This window comes from Actinomycetospora lutea (assembly GCF_028737205.1).
Classification (GTDB): Bacteria; Actinomycetota; Actinomycetes; order Mycobacteriales; family Pseudonocardiaceae; genus Actinomycetospora; species Actinomycetospora lutea.
Window position 1 is genome coordinate 1 of record NZ_JAQZAL010000017.1, and the last position, 22,900, is coordinate 22,900.

The 22,900-nt window shown below is 74.8% G+C and carries 22 protein-coding genes and 1 pseudogene; 10 read left to right on the plus strand and 13 right to left on the minus strand.

Features of this window, described 5'->3' with window-relative positions:
- Positions 1-72 precede the first annotated feature (72 nt).
- The 3 genes from sucB to PHK61_RS18785 all read right to left on the minus strand — a co-directional run bounded on the left by sucB (position 73) and on the right by PHK61_RS18785 (position 5,108).
- Positions 73-2,049: a 2-oxoglutarate dehydrogenase, E2 component, dihydrolipoamide succinyltransferase gene (sucB, locus tag PHK61_RS18775; RefSeq protein ID WP_274282541.1), complete on the minus strand. Its 1,977-nt coding sequence runs from the start codon at positions 2,047-2,049 to the stop codon at positions 73-75.
- Positions 2,050-2,081: 32 nt separating this feature from the next.
- Complete coding sequence (gene lpdA / locus PHK61_RS18780; protein WP_274282542.1) at positions 2,082-3,458, minus strand: dihydrolipoyl dehydrogenase; 1,377 nt, start codon at positions 3,456-3,458, stop codon at positions 2,082-2,084.
- 117 nt (positions 3,459-3,575) lie between these two features.
- Positions 3,576-5,108 (minus strand): leucyl aminopeptidase, encoded by a 1,533-nt coding sequence (locus PHK61_RS18785; protein WP_274282543.1) that lies wholly within the window; start codon positions 5,106-5,108, stop codon positions 3,576-3,578.
- Between the two features lie 72 nt (positions 5,109-5,180).
- Between PHK61_RS18785 and gcvT the strand changes: the two genes are divergently transcribed.
- A complete protein-coding gene (gcvT, locus tag PHK61_RS18790; protein ID WP_274282544.1) occupies positions 5,181-6,290 on the plus strand; it encodes a glycine cleavage system aminomethyltransferase GcvT in 1,110 nt (369 codons plus the stop codon).
- Positions 6,291-6,300: 10 nt separating this feature from the next.
- Positions 6,301-6,804, plus strand: coding sequence for a cupin domain-containing protein (locus PHK61_RS18795; RefSeq protein ID WP_274282545.1), 504 nt, complete (start codon positions 6,301-6,303; stop codon positions 6,802-6,804).
- Here PHK61_RS18795 and PHK61_RS18800 read toward each other — a convergent pair.
- Positions 6,799-7,383: a VldE C-terminal domain-containing protein gene (locus tag PHK61_RS18800; protein ID WP_274282546.1), complete on the minus strand. Its 585-nt coding sequence runs from the start codon at positions 7,381-7,383 to the stop codon at positions 6,799-6,801. The two genes, PHK61_RS18795 and PHK61_RS18800, sit on opposite strands and share 6 nt — an antisense overlap.
- 40 nt (positions 7,384-7,423) lie before the next feature.
- Positions 7,424-8,188: an RNA polymerase sigma factor gene (locus PHK61_RS18805; RefSeq protein ID WP_337993977.1), complete on the minus strand. Its 765-nt coding sequence runs from the start codon at positions 8,186-8,188 to the stop codon at positions 7,424-7,426.
- 14 nt (positions 8,189-8,202) lie between these two features.
- On the opposite strand from PHK61_RS18805, the gene PHK61_RS18810 reads away from it, so the two are divergent.
- The gene (locus tag PHK61_RS18810; RefSeq protein WP_274282547.1) at positions 8,203-8,370 is read left to right on the plus strand and encodes a nuclear transport factor 2 family protein; all 168 of its coding nucleotides are present in this window, start codon (positions 8,203-8,205) and stop codon (positions 8,368-8,370) included.
- A 16-nt stretch (positions 8,371-8,386) separates the two neighbouring features.
- On the opposite strand, the gene PHK61_RS18815 is transcribed toward PHK61_RS18810, so the two are convergent.
- Positions 8,387-9,043, minus strand: a complete 657-nt coding sequence (locus tag PHK61_RS18815) for a DUF2461 domain-containing protein (RefSeq protein ID WP_274282548.1) — start codon at positions 9,041-9,043, stop codon at positions 8,387-8,389.
- A gap of 98 nt (positions 9,044-9,141) precedes the next feature.
- Positions 9,142-9,999 carry a glycoside hydrolase family 26 protein gene (locus PHK61_RS18820; protein ID WP_274282549.1) on the minus strand — a complete coding sequence of 286 codons (858 nt, stop codon included), beginning with the start codon at positions 9,997-9,999 and terminating at the stop codon, positions 9,142-9,144.
- 132 nt (positions 10,000-10,131) lie between these two features.
- On the opposite strand from PHK61_RS18820, the pseudogene PHK61_RS32100 reads away from it, so the two are divergent.
- The 5 genes and pseudogenes from PHK61_RS32100 to PHK61_RS18845 form a co-directional block, all read left to right on the plus strand.
- A pseudogene (locus PHK61_RS32100) lies at positions 10,132-11,226 on the plus strand (PP2C family protein-serine/threonine phosphatase); the annotation flags it as partial.
- 70 nt (positions 11,227-11,296) lie between these two features.
- The gene (locus tag PHK61_RS18830; RefSeq protein WP_274282677.1) at positions 11,297-12,988 is read left to right on the plus strand and encodes a glycosyltransferase family 2 protein; all 1,692 of its coding nucleotides are present in this window, start codon (positions 11,297-11,299) and stop codon (positions 12,986-12,988) included.
- On the plus strand, positions 12,985-13,323 hold the full coding sequence (locus PHK61_RS18835) for an STAS domain-containing protein (protein ID WP_274282551.1): 339 nt from the start codon (positions 12,985-12,987) through the stop codon (positions 13,321-13,323). The genes PHK61_RS18830 and PHK61_RS18835 overlap by 4 nt, the downstream gene beginning before the upstream one ends.
- Entirely contained in the window at positions 13,313-13,732 is a 420-nt protein-coding gene (locus PHK61_RS18840; protein WP_274282552.1) for an ATP-binding protein, read from the plus strand. Before PHK61_RS18835 ends, PHK61_RS18840 begins: the two co-directional genes overlap by 11 nt.
- 87 nt (positions 13,733-13,819) lie before the next feature.
- Complete coding sequence (locus PHK61_RS18845) at positions 13,820-14,920, plus strand: branched-chain amino acid aminotransferase (RefSeq protein WP_274282553.1); 1,101 nt, start codon at positions 13,820-13,822, stop codon at positions 14,918-14,920.
- Positions 14,921-14,939: 19 nt separating this feature from the next.
- Here PHK61_RS18845 and PHK61_RS18850 read toward each other — a convergent pair whose 3' ends face one another.
- From PHK61_RS18850 to PHK61_RS18865, 4 genes are read right to left on the minus strand one after another with little or no spacing between them, the layout of a single operon-like run.
- Positions 14,940-15,695, minus strand: coding sequence for an adenosylcobinamide-GDP ribazoletransferase (locus tag PHK61_RS18850; protein WP_337993978.1), 756 nt, complete (start codon positions 15,693-15,695; stop codon positions 14,940-14,942).
- Positions 15,692-16,690 carry a nicotinate-nucleotide--dimethylbenzimidazole phosphoribosyltransferase gene (locus PHK61_RS18855; RefSeq protein WP_274282554.1) on the minus strand — a complete coding sequence of 333 codons (999 nt, stop codon included), beginning with the start codon at positions 16,688-16,690 and terminating at the stop codon, positions 15,692-15,694. Before PHK61_RS18855 ends, PHK61_RS18850 begins: the two co-directional genes overlap by 4 nt.
- Before the next feature lie 26 nt (positions 16,691-16,716).
- Entirely contained in the window at positions 16,717-17,244 is a 528-nt protein-coding gene (gene cobU / locus PHK61_RS18860) for a bifunctional adenosylcobinamide kinase/adenosylcobinamide-phosphate guanylyltransferase (protein ID WP_274282679.1), read from the minus strand.
- Positions 17,241-17,906 carry a DUF3043 domain-containing protein gene (locus tag PHK61_RS18865; protein ID WP_274282555.1) on the minus strand — a complete coding sequence of 222 codons (666 nt, stop codon included), beginning with the start codon at positions 17,904-17,906 and terminating at the stop codon, positions 17,241-17,243. Before PHK61_RS18865 ends, cobU begins: the two co-directional genes overlap by 4 nt.
- A 45-nt stretch (positions 17,907-17,951) precedes the next feature.
- On the opposite strand from PHK61_RS18865, the gene PHK61_RS18870 reads away from it, so the two are divergent.
- Both PHK61_RS18870 and PHK61_RS18875 read left to right on the plus strand, forming a co-directional pair.
- The gene (locus PHK61_RS18870) at positions 17,952-19,127 is read left to right on the plus strand and encodes a glycerate kinase family protein (protein ID WP_274282556.1); all 1,176 of its coding nucleotides are present in this window, start codon (positions 17,952-17,954) and stop codon (positions 19,125-19,127) included.
- A 155-nt stretch (positions 19,128-19,282) separates the two neighbouring features.
- Positions 19,283-19,654 (plus strand): HesB/IscA family protein, encoded by a 372-nt coding sequence (locus PHK61_RS18875; protein WP_274282557.1) that lies wholly within the window; start codon positions 19,283-19,285, stop codon positions 19,652-19,654.
- Between the two features lie 63 nt (positions 19,655-19,717).
- Here the strand turns inward: PHK61_RS18875 and PHK61_RS18880 are convergent, their stop codons facing one another.
- Together PHK61_RS18880 and asnB are read right to left on the minus strand one after the other, a co-directional pair.
- A complete protein-coding gene (locus PHK61_RS18880; RefSeq protein ID WP_274282558.1) occupies positions 19,718-20,704 on the minus strand; it encodes an adenosine kinase in 987 nt (328 codons plus the stop codon).
- A 94-nt stretch (positions 20,705-20,798) separates the two neighbouring features.
- Positions 20,799-22,742 (minus strand): asparagine synthase (glutamine-hydrolyzing), encoded by a 1,944-nt coding sequence (gene asnB, locus PHK61_RS18885; RefSeq protein ID WP_274282559.1) that lies wholly within the window; start codon positions 22,740-22,742, stop codon positions 20,799-20,801.
- Positions 22,743-22,900 lie beyond the last annotated feature (158 nt).

Sequence of the window (22,900 nt, forward strand, 5' to 3'; positions counted from 1 at the left end):
ACGCCACCAAGCCCGAGCCCGCACCTGCCACTACCGCACCCGAGCTAGACGACTACAACTCAGGCTGTAGTACTAGATGCCCAGCTCGCCCTCGAAGGCGCCGCCCTCGAGGCGGTCCTTCATGGTGGTGAGGAAGCGGGCGGCGTCGGCGCCGTCGACGATCCGGTGGTCGTACGACAGGCACAGGTAGGCCATCGAGCGCACCGCGATGACGTCGCCGCCCGAGTCGTCCTGGAGCACGACCGGCTTCTTGACGACGGCGCCCGTGCCCAGGATGCCGACCTGGGGCTGGTTGATGATCGGCGTGTCGATCAGGGCGCCGCGCGAGCCGGTGTTGGTGATCGTGAACGTGCCGCCGGCGAGCTCGTCCGGGGTGATCTTGTTGGCGCGCGTGCGGTCCGCGACGTCGGTGATCTTGCGGGCGAGCCCAGCCAGGTTGAGGTCCCCGGCGTCGTGGATCACCGGCACGATCAGCCCGGCCGGCGAGTCCACGGCGATGCCCAGGTGTTCGGCGCCGTGGTAGGTGACCTCGCTCTTCTCGGTGTCGATCGAGGCGTTCACCGACGGGTGGGCCTTGAGCGCCTCCACCGTGGCCAGCGCCATGAACGGCAGGAACGAGAGCTTGACGCCCTCGCGGCGCTGGAAGTCGCCCTTCACGCGGTCGCGCAGGCGGGCGATGCGCGTGACGTCGGCCTCGACGACGGTCGTGAGCTGCGCGGAGACCTGCAACGACTCGACCATGCGCTTGGCGATCGTCTGGCGACGCCGCGACATCTTCTGCGTGGTGCCGCGCAGCCCGGAGGTGTCCGGGGCCGGCGCGCTCGACGCGCCGCGCGCCGCGGCGGCCGCCGGCTTCTGCACCTCGCCGCCGTGCACGGTGCCGCTGCCCGAGCCGCCCGAGGGCGCGGCCTGGGCCGGGGCGTCGCCGGCCGGGGCCGCCTGCTGCTGGTCCCGCTCGTCGGCCGCCTTGACGACGTCCTGCTTGCGGATGCGCCCGCCGACACCGGTGCCCGTCAGCGACGAGAGGTCGACGCCGCGCTCGGTGGCGAGCTTGCGGACCAGGGGCGTGACGTACGGCGAGCCCGTCTCGGTGGTGCCCGAGCCCTCCGTGTCGGCGGCGGCGGACGTCCCGTTGCCCCCGCCGCGGGGCTCGAGCGCGCCGGCGTTGGCCGGGCCGCTCGCGGTGGTCGAGCGCTCGGTCTCGTGCGAGACGTAGTCGTCGGCCCCGGACGCCGCCACCGGCTCGGCCGGCTGCGAGGGCTGGGCCGGCTGTGAGGGCTGGGCCGGCTGCGACGCCTGGGCGGGCTCCGACGGCTGGGCGGGCTGCGATGCCTGGGCGGGTTCCGGAGACGGAGCGGGCTGCTCCTGCGCCGGCGCCGCCGACCCGCCGCCCGAGCCCTGCGACGCGTCGCCGATGACGGCGAGCGCCCCGCCGACCTCGACCGTGTCGTCCTCGCCGGCCTTGAGCTCCAGGACGGTGCCGGCCACGGGCGAGGGGATCTCGGTGTCGACCTTGTCGGTGGACACCTCGAGCAGCGGCTCGTCGACCTCGACGGTGTCGCCGACCTGCTTGAGCCAGCGCGTCACCGTGCCCTCGGTGACCGACTCGCCGAGCGCGGGCATCTCGACCGTCGTGCCCGAGCCCCCGCCGGACGGGGCCGAGGACGCGGCGGCGGGCGCCGGCTCCGGCGAGGAGGGCTGCTCCGGCTCGGGTGCCGCCTGGGGCTCGGGCTGGGACGGGGCGGGCTCCGGCTCGGCCGCCGCCTCGGGCTGGGGCGCCGACTGGCCGCCACCGCCGCCCGCGGCCTCGCCCTCGTCGCCGATGACGGCGAGCTCGCCGCCGACCTCGACGGTCTCGTCCTCCTGCGCCACGATCCGCTGCAGGACGCCCGCCTGCGGCGACGGGATCTCGGTGTCGACCTTGTCGGTGGAGACCTCGAGCAGGGGCTCGTCGACGTCGACGTGGTCACCCTCCTGCTTGAGCCACCGGGTGATGGTGCCCTCGGTGACGCTCTCCCCGAGGGCAGGCATCTGGACGGAGTAGGCCATCGTGCTCGAACTCCTCGCTCGGTGTCTCGGGGTCAGGAGTGGCTGTGCAGCGGCTTGCCGGCGAGCGCGAGGTGCGCCTCCCCGAGGGCCTCGTTCTGCGTGGGGTGGGCGTGGACGAGGTTGGCGACGTCGTCGGGCAGCGCCTCCCAGTTGTAGATCAGCTGCGCCTCGCCGACCTGCTCGCCCATCCGCGAGCCGATCATGTGCACGCCGACGACGGGGGCGTCGTCGTCGGTGCCGCCCTTGACGAGCTTGACCGCCCCGGCGGTCTTGAGGATCTGCGACTTGCCGTTGCCGGCGAGGTCGTAGGTCATGGTCTTGACCTCGCCGTAGAGCTCCTTGGCCTGCGCCTCGGTGAGCCCGACCGACGCGACCTCGGGCTCGCAGTAGGTGACGCGCGGGATGCCCTTCTCGTCGATCACCGGCGGGTGCAGCCCGGCGATCTCCTCGGCGACGAAGATGCCCTGCTGGAAGCCGCGGTGGGCCAGCTGGAGGCCGGGGACGATGTCGCCGACGGCGTAGATGTTGCCGACCCCGGTGTGCAGCCGGTCAGTGGTCGGGACGAACCCGCGGTCGAGCGTGATGCCGTTCTCCTCGTAGCCGAGGTCGGCGGTGTTGGGCCCGCGGCCGACGGCGACGAGCAGGAGGTCGGCCTCGATCTGCTCGCCGGTCTCCAGCGAGATCGTCACCGAGTCGGAGGTCTGCGAGACGCCGGTGAACTTCGTGCCGGTCTTGAACGCGATCTTGCGCTTGCGGAACTGGCGCTCGAGCTGCTTGGAGAGGAACTCGTCCTCGTTGGGCACCAGGTTGGGCAGCGCCTCGACGATGGTGACCTCGGCGCCGAAGCTCTTCCACACGCTGGCGAACTCGACACCGATGACCCCGCCGCCCAGGACGACGACCCGGTCGGGCACGAAGTCGAGGTTGATGGCCTCGGTGGAGGTCAGCACACGGCCGCCGAGCTCGAGCCCGGGCAGCGTCTTGGAGTACGAGCCGGAGGCCAGGACGATGTTGCGGCCCTGGTAGCGCTGGCCGTCGACCTCGACGGTGTCCTGGCCGACGAGCTTGCCCGCGCCCTCGATCAGCGTGACCTTGTTGGCCTTCACCAGGCCCTGCAGCCCCTTGTAGAGGCGGGCGACGACGTTGTCCTTGTAGGAGTTGACGCCGCTCATGTCGATGCCCGACAGCGAGCTCTTCACGCCGAACTGCTCACCCTCGCGGGCCGAGTCGGCCACCTCGGCGGCGTGCAGCAGGGCCTTGGTGGGGATGCAGCCGCGGTGCAGGCAGGTGCCGCCGACCTTGTCCTTCTCGACCAGTGCGACCGACAGGCCCAGCTCGGCGGCCCGGAACGCGCAGGCGTAACCGCCCGAGCCGGCTCCGAGGATGATGACGTCGTACGTGTCGCTCACTGCTGCTACTCCCGCGTCGGCGTGTGGCGTGCGGCGCCCTCGATCCGGAGTGGTGGCCGGGGCGAGGCGATGTCCGGCCTCATCCTTCCACCTCACCCCGTCCCCCGTCGGCGCCGCTCAGCCATGCCGCGCGATGTCGTCCAGCACGGCCGCGATCGTCCGGACGGGGACGCCGGTGCCGCCCTTGGGGGTGTAGCCGTGCGGGCCGCCGGTGTTGAACGCCGGTCCGGCGATGTCGAGGTGCACCCACGGCACGCCGTCGGCCACGAACTCGCGCAGGAAGATGCCGCCGACGAGCATCCCGCCGAAGCGGTGGTTGGTGACGTTCGCGAGGTCGGCGACGCGCGAGTCGAGGTCACCGCGCAGCTCCTCGGGCAGCGGCATCGCCCAGCCGCCGTCGCCCGCGGCCACCGCGTGCCCGGCGACGCGGTCGCGGAACTCGTCGGTGCCCATGACGCCGGGGGTGCGCGACCCGAGCGCGACGAGCTGGGCGCCGGTGAGCGTCGAGGTCTCGAGCAGGTAGTCGGGGGAGTCCTCGCAGGCGCGCGCGATCGCGTCGCCGAGCACCAGGCGGCCCTCGGCGTCGGTGTTGAGGACCTCGACGGTCGTGCCGCCGTACATCCGCAGCACGTCGCCGGGGCGGTAGGCGGTGCCCGACGGCATGTTCTCGGCCATCGGCACGGTGGCGACGACCTCCACGTCCAGCCCGAGGTCGGCGGCCAGGCAGGTCGCGGCGACGACGCCGGCGGCCCCGGACATGTCCGAGGTCATGTGGTCCATGTTCGCGGCCGGCTTGATCGAGATGCCGCCGGTGTCGAACGTGATCCCCTTGCCGACGAGCGCGACCTTCTTCCGCGGCCCGTCGGCGTGCTCCCCCGATGCCGGGGTGTAGGTCAGGCGGACCAGCCGCGGCGGCCGCGAGGACCCGCCGCCGACGCCCAGGACGCCGCCGAAGCCGCCCTCGGCCAGCGCGGACTCGTCGAGGATCTCCACCGAGACCCCCGCCGCCTCGGCCAGCGCCCGGGCCCGCCGGGCGAAGGCGTCGGGGTAGAGGTCGTTGGGCGGGGTGTTGACGAGGTCGCGGGCGTTCCGCACGGCGCGGGCGACCGTCGCCGCGCGGGTGACGGCGGCGTCGTCCGCGTCGCCGACCAGCCCGACGCGCGCGAGCTCGGTCGGCGCGGTGTCCGGGGCCTTCTTGTAGTCGGTGAAGGCGTAGTCGCCGAGCAGCACGCCCTCGACCGTCGCGGCCACGTCGAGCGTGGAGAGCGTGGTGACGACGTGCGCGGCCTTGCCGTGCAGGGCGCGCGCGGCGGCGCCGGCGGCGCGGCGGACCTGCTCGGCGAGGTCGGGCGCCTCGCCCGCGGCGTCGCCCGGCTCCTTGCCCAGCCCGACCGCGAGGACCAGCGGGGTGCCGATCGCCCCGCGCGTCGGCACCCGGGTGACCTCCTCGGCCTTGCCGGTGCCGCCGAGGAGGGCCACCAGGGCCGGGAGCTCACCCGCCAGGTCGCCGAGCACGGTCGTGTCACCCGCCACGACGGGGTCCCCACCGCCCTCGCCGGGACGGACGCCGACGACGAGCGCGTCGGCGTCGGTGAGGGTGTCGGCGCCCGGCGTGGCGCCGAGCACCTCGAGGGCGGGGGTGCTGCTCACGTGCGGTCTCTCCCCGGGTCGGCGGTCTCGATCACATGCTAGGACCGGACGCGCTCGGTTACCGTGCCGCGGGTGTCCGTCACCGATCCTCGCCGGAGTCCGCTGCACGACCACCACGTCGCCCTCGGCGCCTCCTTCGCGCCCTTCGGCGGCTGGGAGATGCCCGTGCAGTACTCGGGCACGGTGGCCGAGCACACCGCCACGCGCGAGGCCGTCGGCCTGTTCGACGTCAGCCACCTGGGCAAGGTCCGCATCAGCGGGCCGGGTGCCGCGGCGTTCGTCGACCGCTGCCTGACCAACGACCTCTCCCGCATCCAGCCGGGTAAGGCGCAGTACACGCTGTGCTGCGCGGACGACGGCGGCGTCGTCGACGACCTCATCCTCTACCTCGTCGGGCCCGACGAGGTCTTCGCCGTCCCCAACGCCGCGAACTCCGCGGGCGTCGGGCGGCGGCTTTCCGAGGTGGCACCGGAGGGGATCGCCGTCGACGACGAGCACGACCGGCACGTGGTGCTGGCCGCGCAGGGACCGGCGTCGCCGGCGGTGCTCGCCGAGGTCGGGCTGCTGACCGACGCCGACCCGCTGGACTACATGGCCTTCGTCGACGCCGAGTGGAACGGGCGCCCGGTGCGCGTGTGCCGCACGGGCTACACCGGCGAGCGCGGGTACGAGCTCATCGCCCCGTCCGACGGCGCGGGCGTGCTGTGGGACGCGCTGGCCGCCGTGGTGGCGGAGCAGGGCGGCCTGCCCGCCGGGCTCGGCGCGCGCGACACGCTGCGCACCGAGGCCGGGCTCCCGCTGCACGGCCAGGACCTGGGCCCGGACATCACGCCCCTGCAGGCGCGGTGCGGGTTCGCGGTCGGCTGGAAGAAGGACGCGTTCTGGGGGCGCGAGGCCCTGCTCGCCGAGCGCGAGGCCGGGCCGCGGCGCCGCTCGTGGGGCCTGCGGGCCACCGGGCGCGGGGTGCCGCGCGGGCACATGGCGGTGAAGCGCGGCGACGAGGTCGTCGGCGAGACGACCTCGGGCACCTTCTCGCCGACGCTCCGGACGGGCATCGCGCTCGCCCTGCTCGACACCGCCGCGGGCCTCGACGAGGGCGACGTCGTGGCGGTCGACGTGCGCGGAAGGACCCTCGAGTGCGAGGTCGTCACCCCGCCTTTCGTGGCCTCCCACGTGCGGTGAGGATGCGCGGGTGAGCTTCCCCACGGAGATCCCCGACGCCGACCCGGGCGTCTTCCGCTTCCGTTCCGAGGCCGAGCAGGCCGGGCCGGCGATCTTCCTCGCGCCCGGCGGCGTGACCGGCGGCGGGTACGGGCTCTTCGAGAGCGCCGCCGAGCCCGGGCGGATGGGCGCCGTGCCGCACTTCCACACGGGGTTCACCGAGGCGTTCTGGGTGATCTCGGGACGCCTCGCGGTGATGAGCGGGCGGGAGTGGCAGGTGCTGGGCAGCGGCGACTTCGCCCACGTGCCGGTCAACGGGGTGCACGCCTTCCGTGCCGTGGGCGACGAGCAGGCCCGGTTCCTCATCCTCTTCGTGCCCGGCTCGCCGGCGTCCCGGTATCCGCGCGAGCACTACTTCCGCGGCCTGGCCGAGCGGTTCGCCCGCGGCGCCTCGCCCGAGGAGATCGACGAGTTCGCCCTCGAGTGCGACCAGGTCAACCTGCGCGACTGGGAGAGCGGCCCCATCCCGTCATGAGCGCCCGACGCTGACGTGCACGTGGTCGAAGTGCCCGCCGGTGGCGTCCTCCGGGTCGTACACGCCGCCGCCCCGGTACGGCCGGCCCCAGCCGTCGGACGCGTCGGCGCCCCCGCGGTACCAGATGCGGCCCTGCCAGATGACGTAGCGGACGTCGAGCTCGCGGGCCTCCGCCCGCAGCCAGTGGGCCACCGCCCAGCCGTCGGCGAGGTCGTCGCCCTGCGGGAACGCGCCCGAGCGGGCGGGGAAGAAGTCGCAGGCGCGCCCGTGCGGGTGGTCGCTCGCGGGGTTCCAGGTGTGCTCGGACCAGCAGGTGATCGACCGGACCGGGGCGTCGCGGCCCGGGGCGCCGAAGCGGGCGACGGCCGCCTCGTGCAGCCGCAGCGCCGTCGGGGTCAGGCAGCCCGGCGTCGTCGGATCGCTCTCGGTGCACGGCTCCGGCGGCGGCGGGTCGACGACCTCCCACAGGTCGCGGGCGCCGAGACCGCGCTCGGCGGCCACCCACCACAGGAGGCCGGCGAGCAGCGCGAGGACCAGCAGGACGGCCGTCCCGACGGGCGCGCGGCTCCTGGTCTCCACGAGATCCACGGTAGGCGCGCCGGCGCGTGCTGATGGTGAGTCAGGGCGCGCATCCCGACAGGGCCGCCGCACGTCGGACCAGGTACCGCTGCTCGGGGCCGCTGAGCGTGCGGCGCGCGGCGCGGCGGTAGGCCGCCGCGGCGGCGTCGCGCTCACCGAGGCGCTCGAGCAGGTGGGCGCGGACGGCGTCGACACGGTGATGGCCCTCGAGCTGCGGGGCCAGCGCGTCCAGGCGCTCCAGGCCGATCCGGGGGCCCTCGACCATGGCCAGCGCGACCACGCGGTTGAGGGTGACGATCGGCGAGGGCGCGAGCACCTCCAGCGCCCCGTACAGGCCCAGGATCTGGGGCCAGTCGGTCGCCTCGGGCGAGGGGGCCTCGTCGTGCACGGCGGCGATGGCGGCCTGGACCTGGAACGGACCGGGCTCGGCGCTCGTGAGCACGCCCTCGAGCAGCCCGACGCCCTCCGTGATCACGCCCCGGTCCCAGCGTCCCCGGTCCTGCTCGGCGAGCGGGACGAGCGTCCCGTCCTCGCGGTGGCGCGCGGGCCGGCGGGCGTCGGTGAGCAGCATGAGCGCGAGCAGCCCGGTCACCTCGCCGTGCCCGGGCCACTCGCCGTGCAGCTGCCGCGCGAGCCGGATCGCCTCCGACCCGAGGTCCGGTCGCTGCAGGTCCTCGCCCGCGGTCGCGGTGTGGGCCTCGGTGAAGATCCGGTAGAGGACCTCGAGGACCGCGGGCAACCGGGCCTCGCGCTCGGCGGGCGAGGGCTCGTCGAACCGCGCGCCGGCCGCGGCGATCCGGGCCACACGGGCTGACGAGCATGACCGCCACCCCGGTCGGCGAGCCCGAGCCGTTCGTCCTGTGGTTCCGCTCGACCTACGCCCTGCGCCGCCGGGACGGTGCCTGGGCGATCGTCCACCAGCACGAGTCGGTGCCCTTCCACATGGACGGCTCGTTCCGCGCGGCCACCGAGCTGACCCCGGTCTGAGTCGCGCGGAGCGGGATCAGCGGCGGCGCCCCGGGCGCTCGGCGGCGTCGTCGAGATCGACACCGACGTGGTCGTCGAGCCACCGGCCCAGCGGCGCGAGGCGGCGCCAGGTGCCCGCGACGCGGTCGGCGAGCACGGGCTCGTGCAGCTCGTCCGACGGCGGCCAGGCGTACCAGGCGAAGAGGCTCTTGTGGCGCAGCAGCGCGAGGCGCGGATGTCCGGGGTCGACACCCCGGGGGCGCGACTTCAGCTGCTCGCCGCCGATGGTGAAGCCCTCCTCGCGCAGGCCGTCGACGATGGCCTCGAGCGCCGGCCCGTGGCGGTCGTCGTCCACCGCCGCCCGGAAGCGGGCGACCTGCGCCGAGGTCATCCGGTAGTAGCCGCCGGCCACCATCACGCCGTCGGCGGAGACCTGGACGTAGTGCGGGCCCGCGGTGGCCCCGCACTGCGTCTTGTACGGCGTCTTGTCGGCCGCGAACCGCACGTCGCGGTAGGGGCGGAACACCTTGCCCGCGCCGAACTCGCCCTCGAGGTCGGCGAGCAGCGCGACCATCGGCGCCCGCACCTGCTCGTCGTAGATCGCCTTGTTGTCGGTCCAGTACGCCTTGGTGTTGTCGGCCTCGAGACCCTCGTAGAAGTCGACGACCGCGTCGCCGAAGCCCGGGAACGTCACGGGGACATCCTGACGCGTCCACACGAGCCGTGTCCTGGGCGGTGCACGACCCGGTGGCTCGACGCGATCGGTGCGCGGCGTCACGGCGGTGCGCGGCGTCACGGCGGCGCGCCGACGCGGCCCGGGGCGCGCAGCGCGTGCCGCACCGCCGCGACCGCCGCGGGGGACGAGGCGATGCGCCAGTCGGTCTCCTTGTCGTGGTCGAACCAGACCAGGACGCGCACGTCGTGGTCGTCCGCCAGGGCGAACAGGTCGTGGACCCACGTGGCCTTGTCGCCGCCGTGCTCGGTACAGGCGACCTCGGTGATGGCGAGCGGGCGGCCCGACACCCGTCGGAGGTCCGTCAGCGACGCCGCGAACACGTCGACCAGACTGCGCCAGCCGCCCCAGGGCAGGGCCGTGCCGCCGTTGTAGCCGTCGAGTCCCACCCAGTCCACCGACCCGTCACCGGGGTACAGCGCGTCGTACCCGGCACCACCGGGGGCGTGCACGTTCACGCACCAGATCCAGGTCACGCGCCGTGCGCCGACGGCGTCGAAGACGGCCCGGACGCGGTGCCAGGCGGCGATCGCGTCGCCGGGAGTGTTCCCGTTGACACCGGCGCCCCAGGGATAGTGCGGGGCGTCGAGCTCGTGCAGGAAACGCAGCGCGAGGTGCCCACCCCAGTCGCGGATCGCCCCGGCCACCTCGGCGACCCGGTCGTCGTGCCCGCCCGCCGCGATCCGGGAGAGGGCGTACTCCGGCTGGTCGCGCCCGCGTCCGGCGATCCACGGCTCCCAGGTCAGCAGCGGCAGCGCGCCGCGATCGCGGGCCGCATCGGCCCGGGCCGTATCGAACGACGGGTTCCCGCTCCAGTCCTCGAACCAGCCGTAGACCGACGGCGTCACGCCGGTGGCGGCGGCGAAGGCGTCGAGAGCGTCCGGAGCGTCGGCCTGGAGTCCGAGGGCCAGGGGCACCGGCGCACCGTGCCGCACGCGCCCGTTCCTCCGCCAGCGACCGGCATGCAGGGCGGCGCGCACGGCCGTTCCGCCGTGGTCTGATGTAGGCCGTTCGGCCTAACAGCACGCGCAGTCGGGGGGCAGGGAGTCATGACAGAGGCGGTCGACGCCGACCGGGAGGAGCGCCGGGTCCGCGCGGCCGAGGACGTCCTCGTGAGCGCGTCGGCGCAGGGGACCGAGCGTCTCGACCGCCTGACGCGGCTCGCGCGACGGTTGTTCGGCGTGTCGGTGGCGACGGTGACCATGCTCGACCGCGACACGCAGTGGTTCCTCGCGCGGGCCGGCTTCGAGGCCGACGCCGCGCCGCGGACCCACTCGCCGTGCAACGCCACCATCGCCGAGGCCGACACGTACGTGCTGGAGGACCTCGGCGCCGACGACCGGTTCGCCGGGCACCCGATGGTCGCCGGTGATCCTCACCTGCGCTTCTACGCCGGACACCCCATCGAGGCACCCGGGAACCAGCCCGTGGGCACGCTGTGCCTGCTCGACGAACGCCCGCGCCCCTTCTCCGACGCCGACCGCGCCCTGCTCGCCGAGCTCGCGGCCTGGGCGCAGGACGAGCTCGCCCGGTCCGAGGAGCTGGACCGCGCCGCGGAGATCCAGCAGTCCCTCCTGCCCGGTCCGCCACCGGACCCCACCGGCTACGAGCTCGCGGCGCGCTGCCGGCCGGCACGTGCGGTGGGCGGCGACTTCTACGACTGGTACCCCGAGCCCGGCGCCGTCGGGTTCACCCTCGCCGACGTCATGGGCAAGGGCATCGGGGCCGCCATCCTCATGGCCACCGCGCGGGCGGCCCTGCGGTCCGCGGCGACCGAGCCGGACCCGGGCGCCACGGTCGCGACGGCCGCCGCGGCCCTCGACGCCGATCTCGGCCCCACCCACACGCTGGTCACGTTGTTCCACGGCCGCCTCGACACCGGGCGCGGTGTCGTGCGCCACGTCGACGCCGGGCACGGCCTCGCCCTCGTGCTGCGCGCCGACGGGTCGTGGACGGGAAGCCGGGGCGGCGGCCTGCCCCTCGGGGTGCTCGCCGAGCAGAGCTGGGACGTGGTCGAGGTCGAGCTCCGCCCGGGTGACACGTTCGTCGTCGTGAGCGACGGCGTCCTCGACCTGCTCCGCGACCCGCTCGCGGGGCTCGAGCAGATCGCGGATCTGCTGCGGGGCTCGCGGTCCGCGCGCGACGTGGTCGAGCGCGTCGAGGCCCTGGCCGGCGGGGACGACCTCGGCGACGACGTCACCTTACAACGAACCGATCGACCTCGTGACCACGACGGCGCGCGCGGCGGCGGCGATCCGTTACCCGCACCGCACCTGGATCCTCGACGACGGCGCACGCCCCGAGATGCGCGAGGCCGCCGAGGCCCTCGGCGTCGGCTACCTCACCCGCAGCGAGGACTGGGCCGACCGGCCCCGCCACGCGAAGGCCGGCAACCTCAACAACGCGCTCTTCGCCACCGAGGGCGAGTTCCTGCTGATCCTGGACGCCGACCAGATCCCGGAGCCGCGGATCCTCGACCGGACGCTCGGCTACTTCTCCGACCACGACGTCGCCCTGGTGCAGACCCCGCAGTGGTTCTCCAACGTCACGGAGGCCGACCCCCTGGGCAGTCAGGCCCCCCTGTTCTACGGGCCGATCCAGCAGGGCAAGGACGGCTGGAACGCGGCGTTCTTCTGCGGGTCCAATGCGGTCGTCCGCCGCGAGGCGCTGATGCAGCTGGGCATCCTGGGCTACGTCCGGGAGGTGGAGCGCGGCGTGCGCCGGGCGCTGCGCAGCGGGCGTGACCTCCTCCGCCGCGCCCGCCACGAGGCCCTGGCGGCCGGACCGGAAGCCGTGGCCGCGCTCGACCACGTGCGGTCCGCCGTCGACGACGCGATGGCCGCGCTCGACGCGGGCCACCCGGTCGCGGAGGTCACCTACCGCTTCCAGCGCGCGGTGGACGACGCCGCGCGCGGGCTGGTCACGACCGACGTCGAGCGGATGCGCGCCGACCTCGCGGTCATCGGTGAGCTGCCCACCGGCCGGCACGGTCTCGACGTCGCGGCGGTGGGCGACGACGTGCTCGACCAGCTCAGCGCGCGGGAGTGGTCGCCGCTCGGGGCGATCGAGTCGGTGCGGGCGCTCGTCGGGTCGGTCGACGTCGACCGCGGCGACGAGGCCCAGCCGGTGATGCCGATGGCGACTATCTCGGTCACGGAGGACATGGCGACCGCGATGCGCCTGCACGCCTTCGGGTGGCGGTCGGTGTTCCACCACGAGATCCTCGCGACCGGACTGGCGCCCGAGGACCTGGGCACGATGCTGCACCAACGGCTGCGGTGGGCCCAGGGCACGCTGCAGGTGATGCTGCGCGAGAACCCGCTGGTCCAGCGGGGGCTGAGCTGGGGCCAGCGCCTCATGTACTTCGCGACCATGTGGAGCTACCTCTCCGGTTTCGCGGCCCTCGTGTACATCGCGGCGCCGGTCATCTACCTGTGCTTCGGAGTGAAGCCGGTCCAGAGCTTCGGTGGCGACTTCCTCTCCCGCCTGATCCCGTTTCTCGTGGTCAACCAGTTGCTGTTCCTCGTCGTGGGCTGGGGGATCAGGACCTGGCGTGGCCAGCAGTACAGCCTGGCCCTGTTCCCGCTGTGGATCCGGGCGACCACGACGGCCGTCGCCAACGTGCTCTTCGGGCGCAGCCTGGGCTTCGTCGTCACGTCGAAGGAACGGCGCACCGGCGGACCGTCCTGGGGCCTGATCCGGCCGCAGCTGATCGCGATGGGACTGCTCGTCGTCGCCGCCGCCGCCGGGATCGTGCGGGCGGTCCTCGGCTACGCGCCGACCGTGCAGGGCACCGTCGTCAACGTCGCCTGGGTGGTCTACGACCTCGTGGTGCTCAGCGTCGTCATCCAGGCCGTCCGGTTCCGCGGCTCGGACGCGGACGCCAGTGAGGAGGAGAGCACGTGATCGACGTGGAGACCGAGGGCCTCGCGCCCGACACCGCGGTGCTGCGGCCGCACGGGCGGCTGAACATGGTGCTCGCGCCGCGCATGCGCGAGTTGGTGGCCACCACGGTCGAGGGCGGCCGGTCGCGGGTCGTCGTGGACCTCGGCAGCACGGAGTTCATGGACTCGTCGGGGCTCGGCGCCCTCATCGCGGGCCTGAAGACGGCGCGCCAGGCCGGCGGGGACCTGCGGATCGCCGCCGTCCCGGAGCAGGTGCGCACCGTGCTCTCCCTGACGAACCTCGATCGGGTGCTGCGTCCGCACGGCACCGTCGAGCAGGCCGTCGGTGAGGGCTGACGGCGCGCACCACCGCACACTGCGGGTCCCGGCCACGCCGGAGTGCCTCGAGCGGGTCCACGCGCTGCTCGCCGACCTCCTCGGCGACGTCGCCGACGTCGCCGAGGCCGACCGCCTCGGGTTCGAGACCGCGCTCGCGGAGCTCGTCGCGAACGTGATCGAGCACGCCGGGGCCCGGGAGCCCGTCCGGCTGGTCGTCGTGCTCGCCGCCGATCCGGCGGCCCTGACGGCCGACCTCTACGACGACGGGCCGCCCGCGGGGACGGACCCGGCCGGCGCCTCGTTGCCCGACCCCTCGGCCGAGCGCGGGCGCGGGCTCGCCCTCGCCCGGGCCGCGGTGGACGAGGTCACCTACGCCCGCGAGGCGGGGGCGAACCACTGGTCGATGACCCGGCGCCGGCGGGCCTGAGCCGGGGGAGGGCGCCGCCGCCCCGGCCGCTGGGCCCCGGGGCCGTCGGGGGCGCGTCCGACCCGATCGACGGACTACCCTGGCCGCATGAGTACGACCTTCACCCACGCCCCGCACCCCGCCCCGGCGACCGCGGAGCGTGTGGCGGAGGTACTGGCCGCGCCCGGGTTCGGGAAGTTCTTCACCGACCACATGGTCTCGATCTCCTGGGACGCCGCCCGCGGCTGGCACGACGCCACCGTCGGGCCGTACCAGCCGCTCTCGATGGACCCCGCCGCCGTCGTCCTTCACTACAGCCAGACGATCTTCGAGGGGCTCAAGGCGTACCGCTGGGCCGACGACTCGGTGCACGCCTTCCGCCCGGCGGCCAACGCGGACCGGATGGCCCGGTCGGCCGAGCGGCTCGCGATGCCCCCGCTGCCCGAAGAGCTGTTCCTCGACTCGCTGCACGAGCTGATCGCGGTCGACCACCGCTGGGTCCCGGCGGCCGGCGGCGAGGACTCGCTGTACCTGCGGCCGTTCATGTTCGGGTCGTCCTCGGGCCTCGGCGTGCGGCCCAGCGAGGAGTACCTCTATCTCCTCATCGCCTCCCCGGCGGGCGCCTACTTCCCGCGCGGCCTGGCCCCGGTCACCGTGTGGCTGTCCACCGACTACGTGCGCGCGGTGCCCGGCGGCACCGGCGAGGCGAAGTGCGGCGGCAACTACGCGGCCTCGCTCGCGGCGCAGGCCCAGGCGTCGGCGCAGGGCTGCGACCAGGTGGTGTGGCTCGACGGCTTCGAGCACCGGTGGATCGAGGAGATGGGGGGCATGAACCTCTTCTTCGTGTTCACCGACTCCTCGGGCGCGGTCGAGGTCGTCACCCCGGAGCTCTCGGGCTCGCTGCTCCCCGGCGTCACCCGCCGGTCGCTGCTCGAGCTCGCCCAGGAGGAGGGCGCCACGGTCACCGAGCGGCGCATCTCCACCGACGAGCTGGAGAAGGAGGTCGCCGCGGGCCACCTCACCGAGGTGTTCGCGTGCGGCACGGCCGCGGTGATCACGCCGGTCGGCACGGTGAAGCACGAGGGCGGGAGCTACGACATCGGCGACGGCACGCCCGGCCCGATGACCCACCGCCTGCGCGACCGCCTCACCGCCATCCAGCGCGGCGCGGCCCCCGACCCGCGCGGCTGGATGCACAAGCTCGCCTGAGGTCTGGCCGCCGGGGTGCTCAGGCGGTCGCCAGGACGATGAGGGCGGCGGTGGCGGCGAGCTCGGCGCAGGCGCCGAACACGTCGCCCGACACGCCGCCGAGGCGCCGGCGCGCGTGGGCCGCGACGAGCACGACGACGGCGGCGGCGAGCAGGGCCGCGACCGGCGCGCGCAGGCCGAGCACGGGGAACGCGCCCGCCGCCAGCACGACGGCCCAGGCGGGCGCCACCCACGCCGGCTGGGTCCCGGCGACCAGCGCGCCGAGGCCGTCGGGCGACGCCGCCGGCACCCCGCGACGGGCGATCCAGGCGAAGGCCGCGCGCCCGAGCCCGAGGGCCAGCGCGCCGGCGACGACGGCCGGGAGCAGGCCCCGGTCCGCGAGCGCCCCGAGCGCGCCGGCCTGCACGCCGATCACGACGACCAGCCACACCACCGCGAACGCCCCGGTGCCCGGGTCGCGCATCACCGCGAGTGTGCGGGCGGCGTCGCCGTGGCTGCCGAGGCCGTCGGCGAGGTCGGCGAGCCCGTCGAGGTGCAGGCCGCGGGTGGCCGCCGCCCCGAGCCCCACCGCGACGAGGCCCGCGAGCAGCCCCGGGGCCCCGAGGGCGAGGAGACCCGCCGCGGCCGCGCCGAGCAGCCCGCCGAGGAGCACCCCGACCAGCGGCACCACGGCGAGCGCGACCCCGGCCGCCGGCCGGTCGATCCGGGACGCGCGCACCGGGGCCACCGTGAACATCGCGACCGCGAGCGCGACGCCCGCGCCGATGTGGCTCACACGGAGACGGCCGCGCGGATCAGTCCGACCGCGGTGAGCGCTCCGGTGCCCTGACCGGCCCGCATCTGCAGGTCGAGCAGCGGCTCGAGGTCGAGGACGGTGAGCGCGAGCGCCTGCGCGGGCTCGGTGCACCGCGACCCGGCGACCCACCAGGCCCGCGCGCCGGGCGCCTCGGTGTCGGCGAGAAGCGCGGCCACGGCCGTCGCCGCGCCGTCGAGCACCACCGGGGTCCGCCGCCGTGCGGCCTGGGCGAGGAACCCCACGAGCGCGGCGAGGTCGGCGCCGCCCGCGACGCGCAGGAGGCCCTGCGGGTCGCGGCGCACCGCGCGGGCACGCCACAGGCCGTCGCGCACCGCCGCGGCCTTCACCATCCACACGCGGTCGTCGATCCCGCTGCCGCGCCCGACCGCGGCCACCGGCTCGCGGCCCGTCATCGCCGCGGCGAGCACCGCCGTGGGGGTGCTGACCCCGACGGCCAGCTCGCCCACGACGAGCAGGTCGGCACCCTCGTCGACCTCCTCGTCGGCCACCTCGCGGCCCGCGCGGACGGCCGCGGCGGCCTGCTCCCCGGTGAGCACGTCCTCGACGTCGAGGCGGCCGCCGCCCCGCACGACGGCGCGGTCGTCGCGGGCGTCGCCGACGGCGGGCTCGGCGAGGCCCACGTCGACGACCCGCAGCCCGGCCCCCGCGACCTCGGCGAAGCGGCAGACCGCCGCGGACCCGTCCCGCGCGGCGGCCACCCGCGCCGCGGTCTCGGCGGGCGCGTGCGCGGACACCCCGGCGGCGGCGATCCCGTGGTCGGCGGCGAACAGCACCGCCCGCACCCGCCGCGGCGCGCGCACCGGGGCGCGGCCCTGGCAGGCGGCGAGCCACGCGGCGAGCTCCTCGAGACGCCCGTAGCTCCCGCCCGGCATCGCCGCGAGCGCCTCGCGCCGGGCGGTCTCGTCGGGCGGCGCCACGGCGTGCGACGAGGCGGTCGGGGTCGCGGGCTGCACGCCCTCGACGGTATCCACCGGCGGCGTCACCGCAGCCGCAGGGGCACGCCGGCCACGAGCAGCCAGACCTCGTCGCAGACGGCCGCGAGCTCCTGGTTCAGCGCGCCGAGCTCGTCGCGGAAGCGGCGTCCCGCGCTGGTCGAGGGCACGACGCCGAGCCCGACCTCCGCCGAGACGAGCACCAGCGTTCCCGCGAACCCCGCGACGGCCGCGACGAGGTCCGCCCGTGCGGCCGCCACCGACGGCGCGTCGCGCTCCCAGCGGGCGTCGTCGAGCAGGCCGGTCACCCAGGTGGCGAGGTCGTCGACCAGGACCGGGTCGGCGGGCGCGCCGGCGAGCACCGCGGTGACGTCGACGTCCTCGACCGTCCGCCAGGGCGTGGGACGGCGGGCGCGGTGGACCTCGACGCGGTCGGCCCACTCGGGGTCGACGGCCGGGTCGACCCCGCGCGCGGTCGCCACGTAGAGGGCGGGCGCGTCGGCGTCGAGCAACGCCTCGGCGTACGCGGACTTGCCCGACCGCGTGCCGCCGAGGACGAGGACGCGGGGGATCAGGTCACCTGGGTGCCGCGGGCCACCCGCGGGGCCGGCATGCGCAGCTTGCGGATCTGGGTGGCGCGGGTGAACGCGTACCAGCCGTAGGACAGGCCGCCGACCTGCTCGTCCGGGAACTTCGCCCGGACCTTCGAGACCACGAGCCGCCCGAGCAGCACGCCCTCGAGCGCCATCATCACGAGCATGATCAGGCAGATCAGGCTGCCCGCCGTCTGCACCGCGGGCACCGGGACGATCACGGTCACGAAGATGACCACGGCCAGCGGCATGAACAGGCCCATGAGGTTGCGCCGGCCGTCGACGATGTCGCGCGCGTAGGCCCGGGCGGGACCGCGGTCGCGGGGCATGAGCACGGCGTCGTCGCCGGCCATCATCCGCTTGCGGCGCTCGGCGGAGGCCGATCGGCGGTCCTCCTTGCTGCCGCGCAGCGACTTCGCGCGCTTGATCGCCTCACGCTGGTTCTTCGGCGCGGGCGCGACGGGGCCGCGCTTCTTGCCCTCGGCGTCGCGGCGCGACGGCGTGGGCCGTCCCTTGCCCGCCGTCTGCGACCGCGTCCGGTCGCCGACGACGACGGCCTCGCGCGCCTCGGCACCGTCGTCCGAGGCGCTGGTGGCGTCGGTGGACTCGGAGGAGGAGGCGGTGCCGCGGCGCAGGAACTTCACGCCGACCAGGATAGGGCACACCGCCTACCCCCTACCGTGATCCGCATGCGCGTACTGCTCGCCCCCGACTCCTTCGGCGGCAGCCTCACCGCCGCCGAGGCCGCCACGGCGATGGCGGAGGGCTGGGCCCGCACCCATCCCGACGACACGACCGTGCTGCTGCCGCTCGCCGACGGCGGCACGGGGTTCGTGGAGGTCCTCCACACCGCGCGCGGCGGCACCCGGCACGACCTCGAGGTCACCGGGCCGCTGGGGGAGCGGACGACGGCGACGTGGCTGGAGCTGGACGGCCCCGGAGACGCGGCAGAGCGGAGCTCGACCCTCAGGACCGCGTACGTCGAGTCGGCCTCGGCGTGCGGCCTGCACCTGGTGCCCGAGCGCACCCCGGAGACCGCCGCCGCCGCGACGAGCCGGGGCGTCGGCGAGCTGGTGGCCGCGGCGATCGAGCGGCGTCCGGACCGGATCGTCGTCGGTCTCGGCGGCTCGGCCTGCACGGACGGCGGCGCCGGGATGCTCGCCGCGCTCGGCGCGGTCGCCGTCGACGACCACGGCCACCCGCTGCCCGACGGCGGGGGCGCGCTGGCGGGGGTGACGCGGCTGGTCGGGCTCCCCGGGGTGCGCGAGCGCCTCGCCGGCGTGGAGCTCGTCGTCGCCGCCGACGTCGACCACGTCCTGACCGGCCCCGAGGGCGCCGCGGCGGTGTTCGGCCCGCAGAAGGGCGCCGACGAGGACACCGTGGCCGCCCTCGACGCGGCGCTGGCGACGTGGGGCGGCGTGCTCGGGGAGGAGTGCGGGCTCCCGGGCCTCGCGGGGCAGCCCGGCACCGGGGCGGCCGGCGGCCTGGGGGCGGCCCTGGCCGCGCTGGGCGCCGCCCGCGTGCCCGGCGGTGAGCTCGTCCGCGACGTCGCCGGGCTGGACGCCGCGATGGACCGCGCGGACCTCGTGGTCACCGGCGAGGGACGGCTCGACGGGCAGTCGCTGCACGGCAAGCTCGTCTCGGTGGTCGCCGCGCGCGCCCGCGAGCACGAGGTGCCGTGCATCGCGCTGGCCGGGCAGGTCGACATGTCGACCGGCGAGGCGACCGAGGCCGGGCTGGACGGCGCGTACTCCGTGGCCGCCGACGTCGGGTCGGTCGAGGCGGCGCTCGCCGAGCCGGCGGCCCGCCTGGCCGACCTCGCGGAGGGCGTCGCCCGGAGGTGGGGGAACCGACCGCCGGCGTGAGCGCGCTCGCATGAAGCACCGCGCCCGGTGTGCGACGATGGGATCAGGCCGCGGGGCCGGGTATCCCCGACCCCGAGGGAACACACGGCACCGCGACCGGGTTGTGCTCGGCAAGTGGGTGCACACCGTCCGTCCCGGGAGCTCAAGGGAGAACCATGACCGTCGAGAACCCTGCCGCGCCGACCGAGGCCGAGACCAAGCCGCACGGCGTCGAGCTGACCGACTCGGCCGCCGGGAAGGCGAAGGCCCTGCTCGACCAGGAGGGCCGCAACGACATGTCGCTGCGCATCGCCGTGCAGCCCGGCGGCTGCGCGGGCCTGCGCTACCAGCTGTTCTTCGACGACCGCAGCCTGGACGGCGACCTCGAGCGCGACTTCAACGGCCTGACCGTCGCGGTCGACCGCATGAGCGCCCCGTACCTGCAGGGTGCGGTCATCGACTTCGTCGACACCATCGAGAAGCAGGGCTTCACGATCGACAACCCCAACGCGGGCGGGTCGTGCGCCTGCGGCGACAGCTTCAACTGATCGCCCCCTGACGACGACGGCCCCGGACCTCGGTGAGGTCCGGGGCCGTCGTGTGTCCGCAGGTCAGAGGACGGGGACCTCGGCGGCGACCTTGGCCCGGAGGTCCTCGGGCGGCTGGGCGCCGAGCTGGGCCACGACGTGCGAGGCCGCGACGGCGCCGATGTGCCCGGAGGTGGCGTGGCCGAGCCCGCGGCTCCAGCCGTAGAGGAACCCGCCGGCGTAGGCGTCGCCCGCCCCGGTGGTGTCGACGAGCTCGTCGGCGTCACGGACACCGATCTCCTCGACGCTGCCGTCGGCGTCGTACACCGTCGAGCCCTTCGGGCCGTGGGTGACGACGACGACCTCGCAGTTGCCGCCGTTGCCGCGCAGCAGCGAGGTGACCGGGTCGTCGCCGACCAGCGCCGCGACCTCGTCCTCGTCGGCGATGAGGATCTCGACGTTCTCCCGGGTCAGCTCGCGGAAGTACTCGCGGTGGCGCTCCACGCAGCCGGCGTCCGAGAGCGTGAGGCCCACGCGCGCCTCGCTCTTCGCGGCCGCGTCCACGACCTTGCCGATCGTGCGGCGGGCGTGCTCGGTGTCGGCGAGGTAGCCCTCGATCAGGCTGACCCGGCTGCCGGCGACCTGGTCCTGCTCGATGTCGTCGGGGCCGAGCGCGGTGCAGGCGCCCAGGAACGTGCTCATGGTGCGCTCGCCGTCGGGCGTGACCATGACCAGGCAGCGGGCCGTCGCCGGGCTGCCGGACAGGGCGGGCGTGGTGAACGAGACCCCGTGCGACCGGATGGACTCGGTGAACGAGGTCCCGAGACGGTCGTCGGACACCTTGCCGACGTAGCCGGCGTCGGCACCCAGGGCCGCGGCGATGGCGATGGTGTTGGCGACGCTGCCGCCCGAACGCTCCGTCGTGTCGCCGGCCTCGGTGTAGAGCTTCTCGGCCTGGGCCTCGTCGATGAGCGTCATGCCGCCCTTGGGCAGCTCGTGCGCGCGGATGGTGTCGTCGTCCGTGCGGAACAGCACGTCGACGATCGCGTTGCCGATACCCAGTACGTCCATGCCTGCCTCTCGAAACGCTTACGTCCTTCGGACCAGCGATCGACCCTAGGCGAAACTCAGCGCGACCGGGACCGCAGCGTTGCGTGGCGCACGTTCACGCATACACTGGGTAGTTGGGCTCGGGGATCTCCGGCCGGATGCGCTGCTCGACGAAGATGCCGTGCCAGAGCATGAACACGAGCAGCGTCCAGATGCGGCGCGAGTGGTCGACGGGACTGCTTCCCGCGGTCCAGCTCCGCTCCGCTGCGTGTCCTGCCCGGTGCTCGTCGATGAGCCGCAGCACGGCCGCCTTGTCGAGGATCGCGTCGGTCTGCGAGTCGCGGACGATCTGGCGCGCCCAGTCCAGCATGTCGTGGGCGAGCCAGTGGCGGATCGGCACGGGGAACCCGAGCTTGCGCCGGTTCAGCACGTGCGGGGGCACGATGCCGTCGATCGCCCGGCGCAGCGCGTACTTCGTGGTGCCGTGCGCGACCTTCTGCTCGGTGGGCAGGTGCGACGCGACCTCGAACACCTCGCGGTCGAGGAACGGCACGCGCAGCTCGAGCGAGTTGGCCATCGTCATCTTGTCGGCCTTGACGAGGATGTCGCCGCGCAGCCACGTGAACAGGTCGACGTGCTGCATCCGCGCCACCGGGTCCCAGCTGCCCGAGTCGGCGTACAGCGGGGCGGTGACGTCGACGTGCGAGAGGCCGGGGTCGTGGCCGCGCAGGACGGCCGCGAGCTGGTCGTTGCGGAAGATGCGCGCGTTGCCGTAGTAGCGCTCCTCGAGGGGGAGCGCGCCGCGGCGCAGCAGGTCCTTGCCGCGCATGCCGTCGGGCAGCCGGGTCGACAGCGCGCCGGCGAGCTTGCGCACGGCGCCGGGGAGCTTCTCGAACGGCGCGAGCGACAGCGGCTCCTTGTAGATGGTGTAGCCGCCGAAGAGCTCGTCGGCGCCCTCGCCGGACAGGACGACCTTGACGTGCTTGCGGGCCTCGCGCGCCACGAACCACAGGGGCACGAGCGCGGGGTCGGCGACGGGGTCGTCGAGGTACCAGACGATGAGCGGCAGCGCGTCCATCATCTCCTGGGCGTCGACGGTGCGGACGACGTGCCGCACCCCGATCGCCTCGGCGGACTCCCGGGCCACGTCGACCTCGGAGTAGCCCTCGCGCTCGAAACCGGTGGTGAAGGTGATGAGGTCCGGGTTGTGCTCGCGGGCCAGCGCCGCGATCGCCGTCGAGTCGACGCCGCCGGAGAGGAAGGCGCCGACGGTGACGTCGGCGCGCATGTGCTTGGCCACCGAGTCGCGCAGCACCTCGGTGATCTCGTGGTGCAGGCGGGCCTCGTCGTCGACCGGCTTCTCGTCGAACTGCGGGACGAAGTAGCGCTCGGCGGTCATCGGCTCGCCGGGGGAGACCGTGAAGCTCGTCCCGGACTCCACGCGCCGGATCGACCGGTGCAGCGTCAGCGGCTCGGGGACGTACTGCAGCTGCAGGTAGTGCTGCAGGGCGGTCGGGTCGGGCGCGGTGGTGGGCTCACCGAGGGCCGTCGCCAGCTCGAGCAGGCTCTTCTTCTCGCTCGCGAACGCGACCCCGTGCGGGCCGGCGGTGACGAACAGCGGCTTGATGCCGAACGGGTCGCGCGCGCCGAACAACACGCGCTCGTGGGTGTCCCAGATGACGAACGCGAACATGCCCCGCAGCCGGCGCACGGCGTCGGCGCCCCACACGTCGTAGGCGGCGACGATGGCCTCGGTGTCGCCGTCGGTGACGAACTGCGCGCCGTGGTCGCGGGCGAGCTCCTCGCGCAGCTCGAGGTAGTTGTAGATCTCGCCGTTGAAGACGATGCGGTAGCGGTCGCTCGCGTAGGTCAGGGGCTGGTGCGAGCCCTCGACGTCGATGATGGACAGCCGGTTGAAGCCGAGCACCACGTCGTCGTCGTGCCACTCACCGGACTCGTCGGGCCCGCGGTGGCGCATGCAGGTGAGGCTCTCCCGCACCGCCTCGGCGCGCGCCGGGGCACCACCGTCGGACGTGATCAATCCCATCAGGCCGCACACGCGTCCGCTGACACCTCTCGGTTCCGGGGTCGCCGTCGGGCCCGGACGAGCCGGGCCCGGGCCAGTATGACGACCCCTCGGGATCGATCCGGGGACGCCCCGACGGCCCGGAGGTCCCCGGCCTCCGGGCGCGGCCGTTCCGCTGCGTTGCGTGGCGC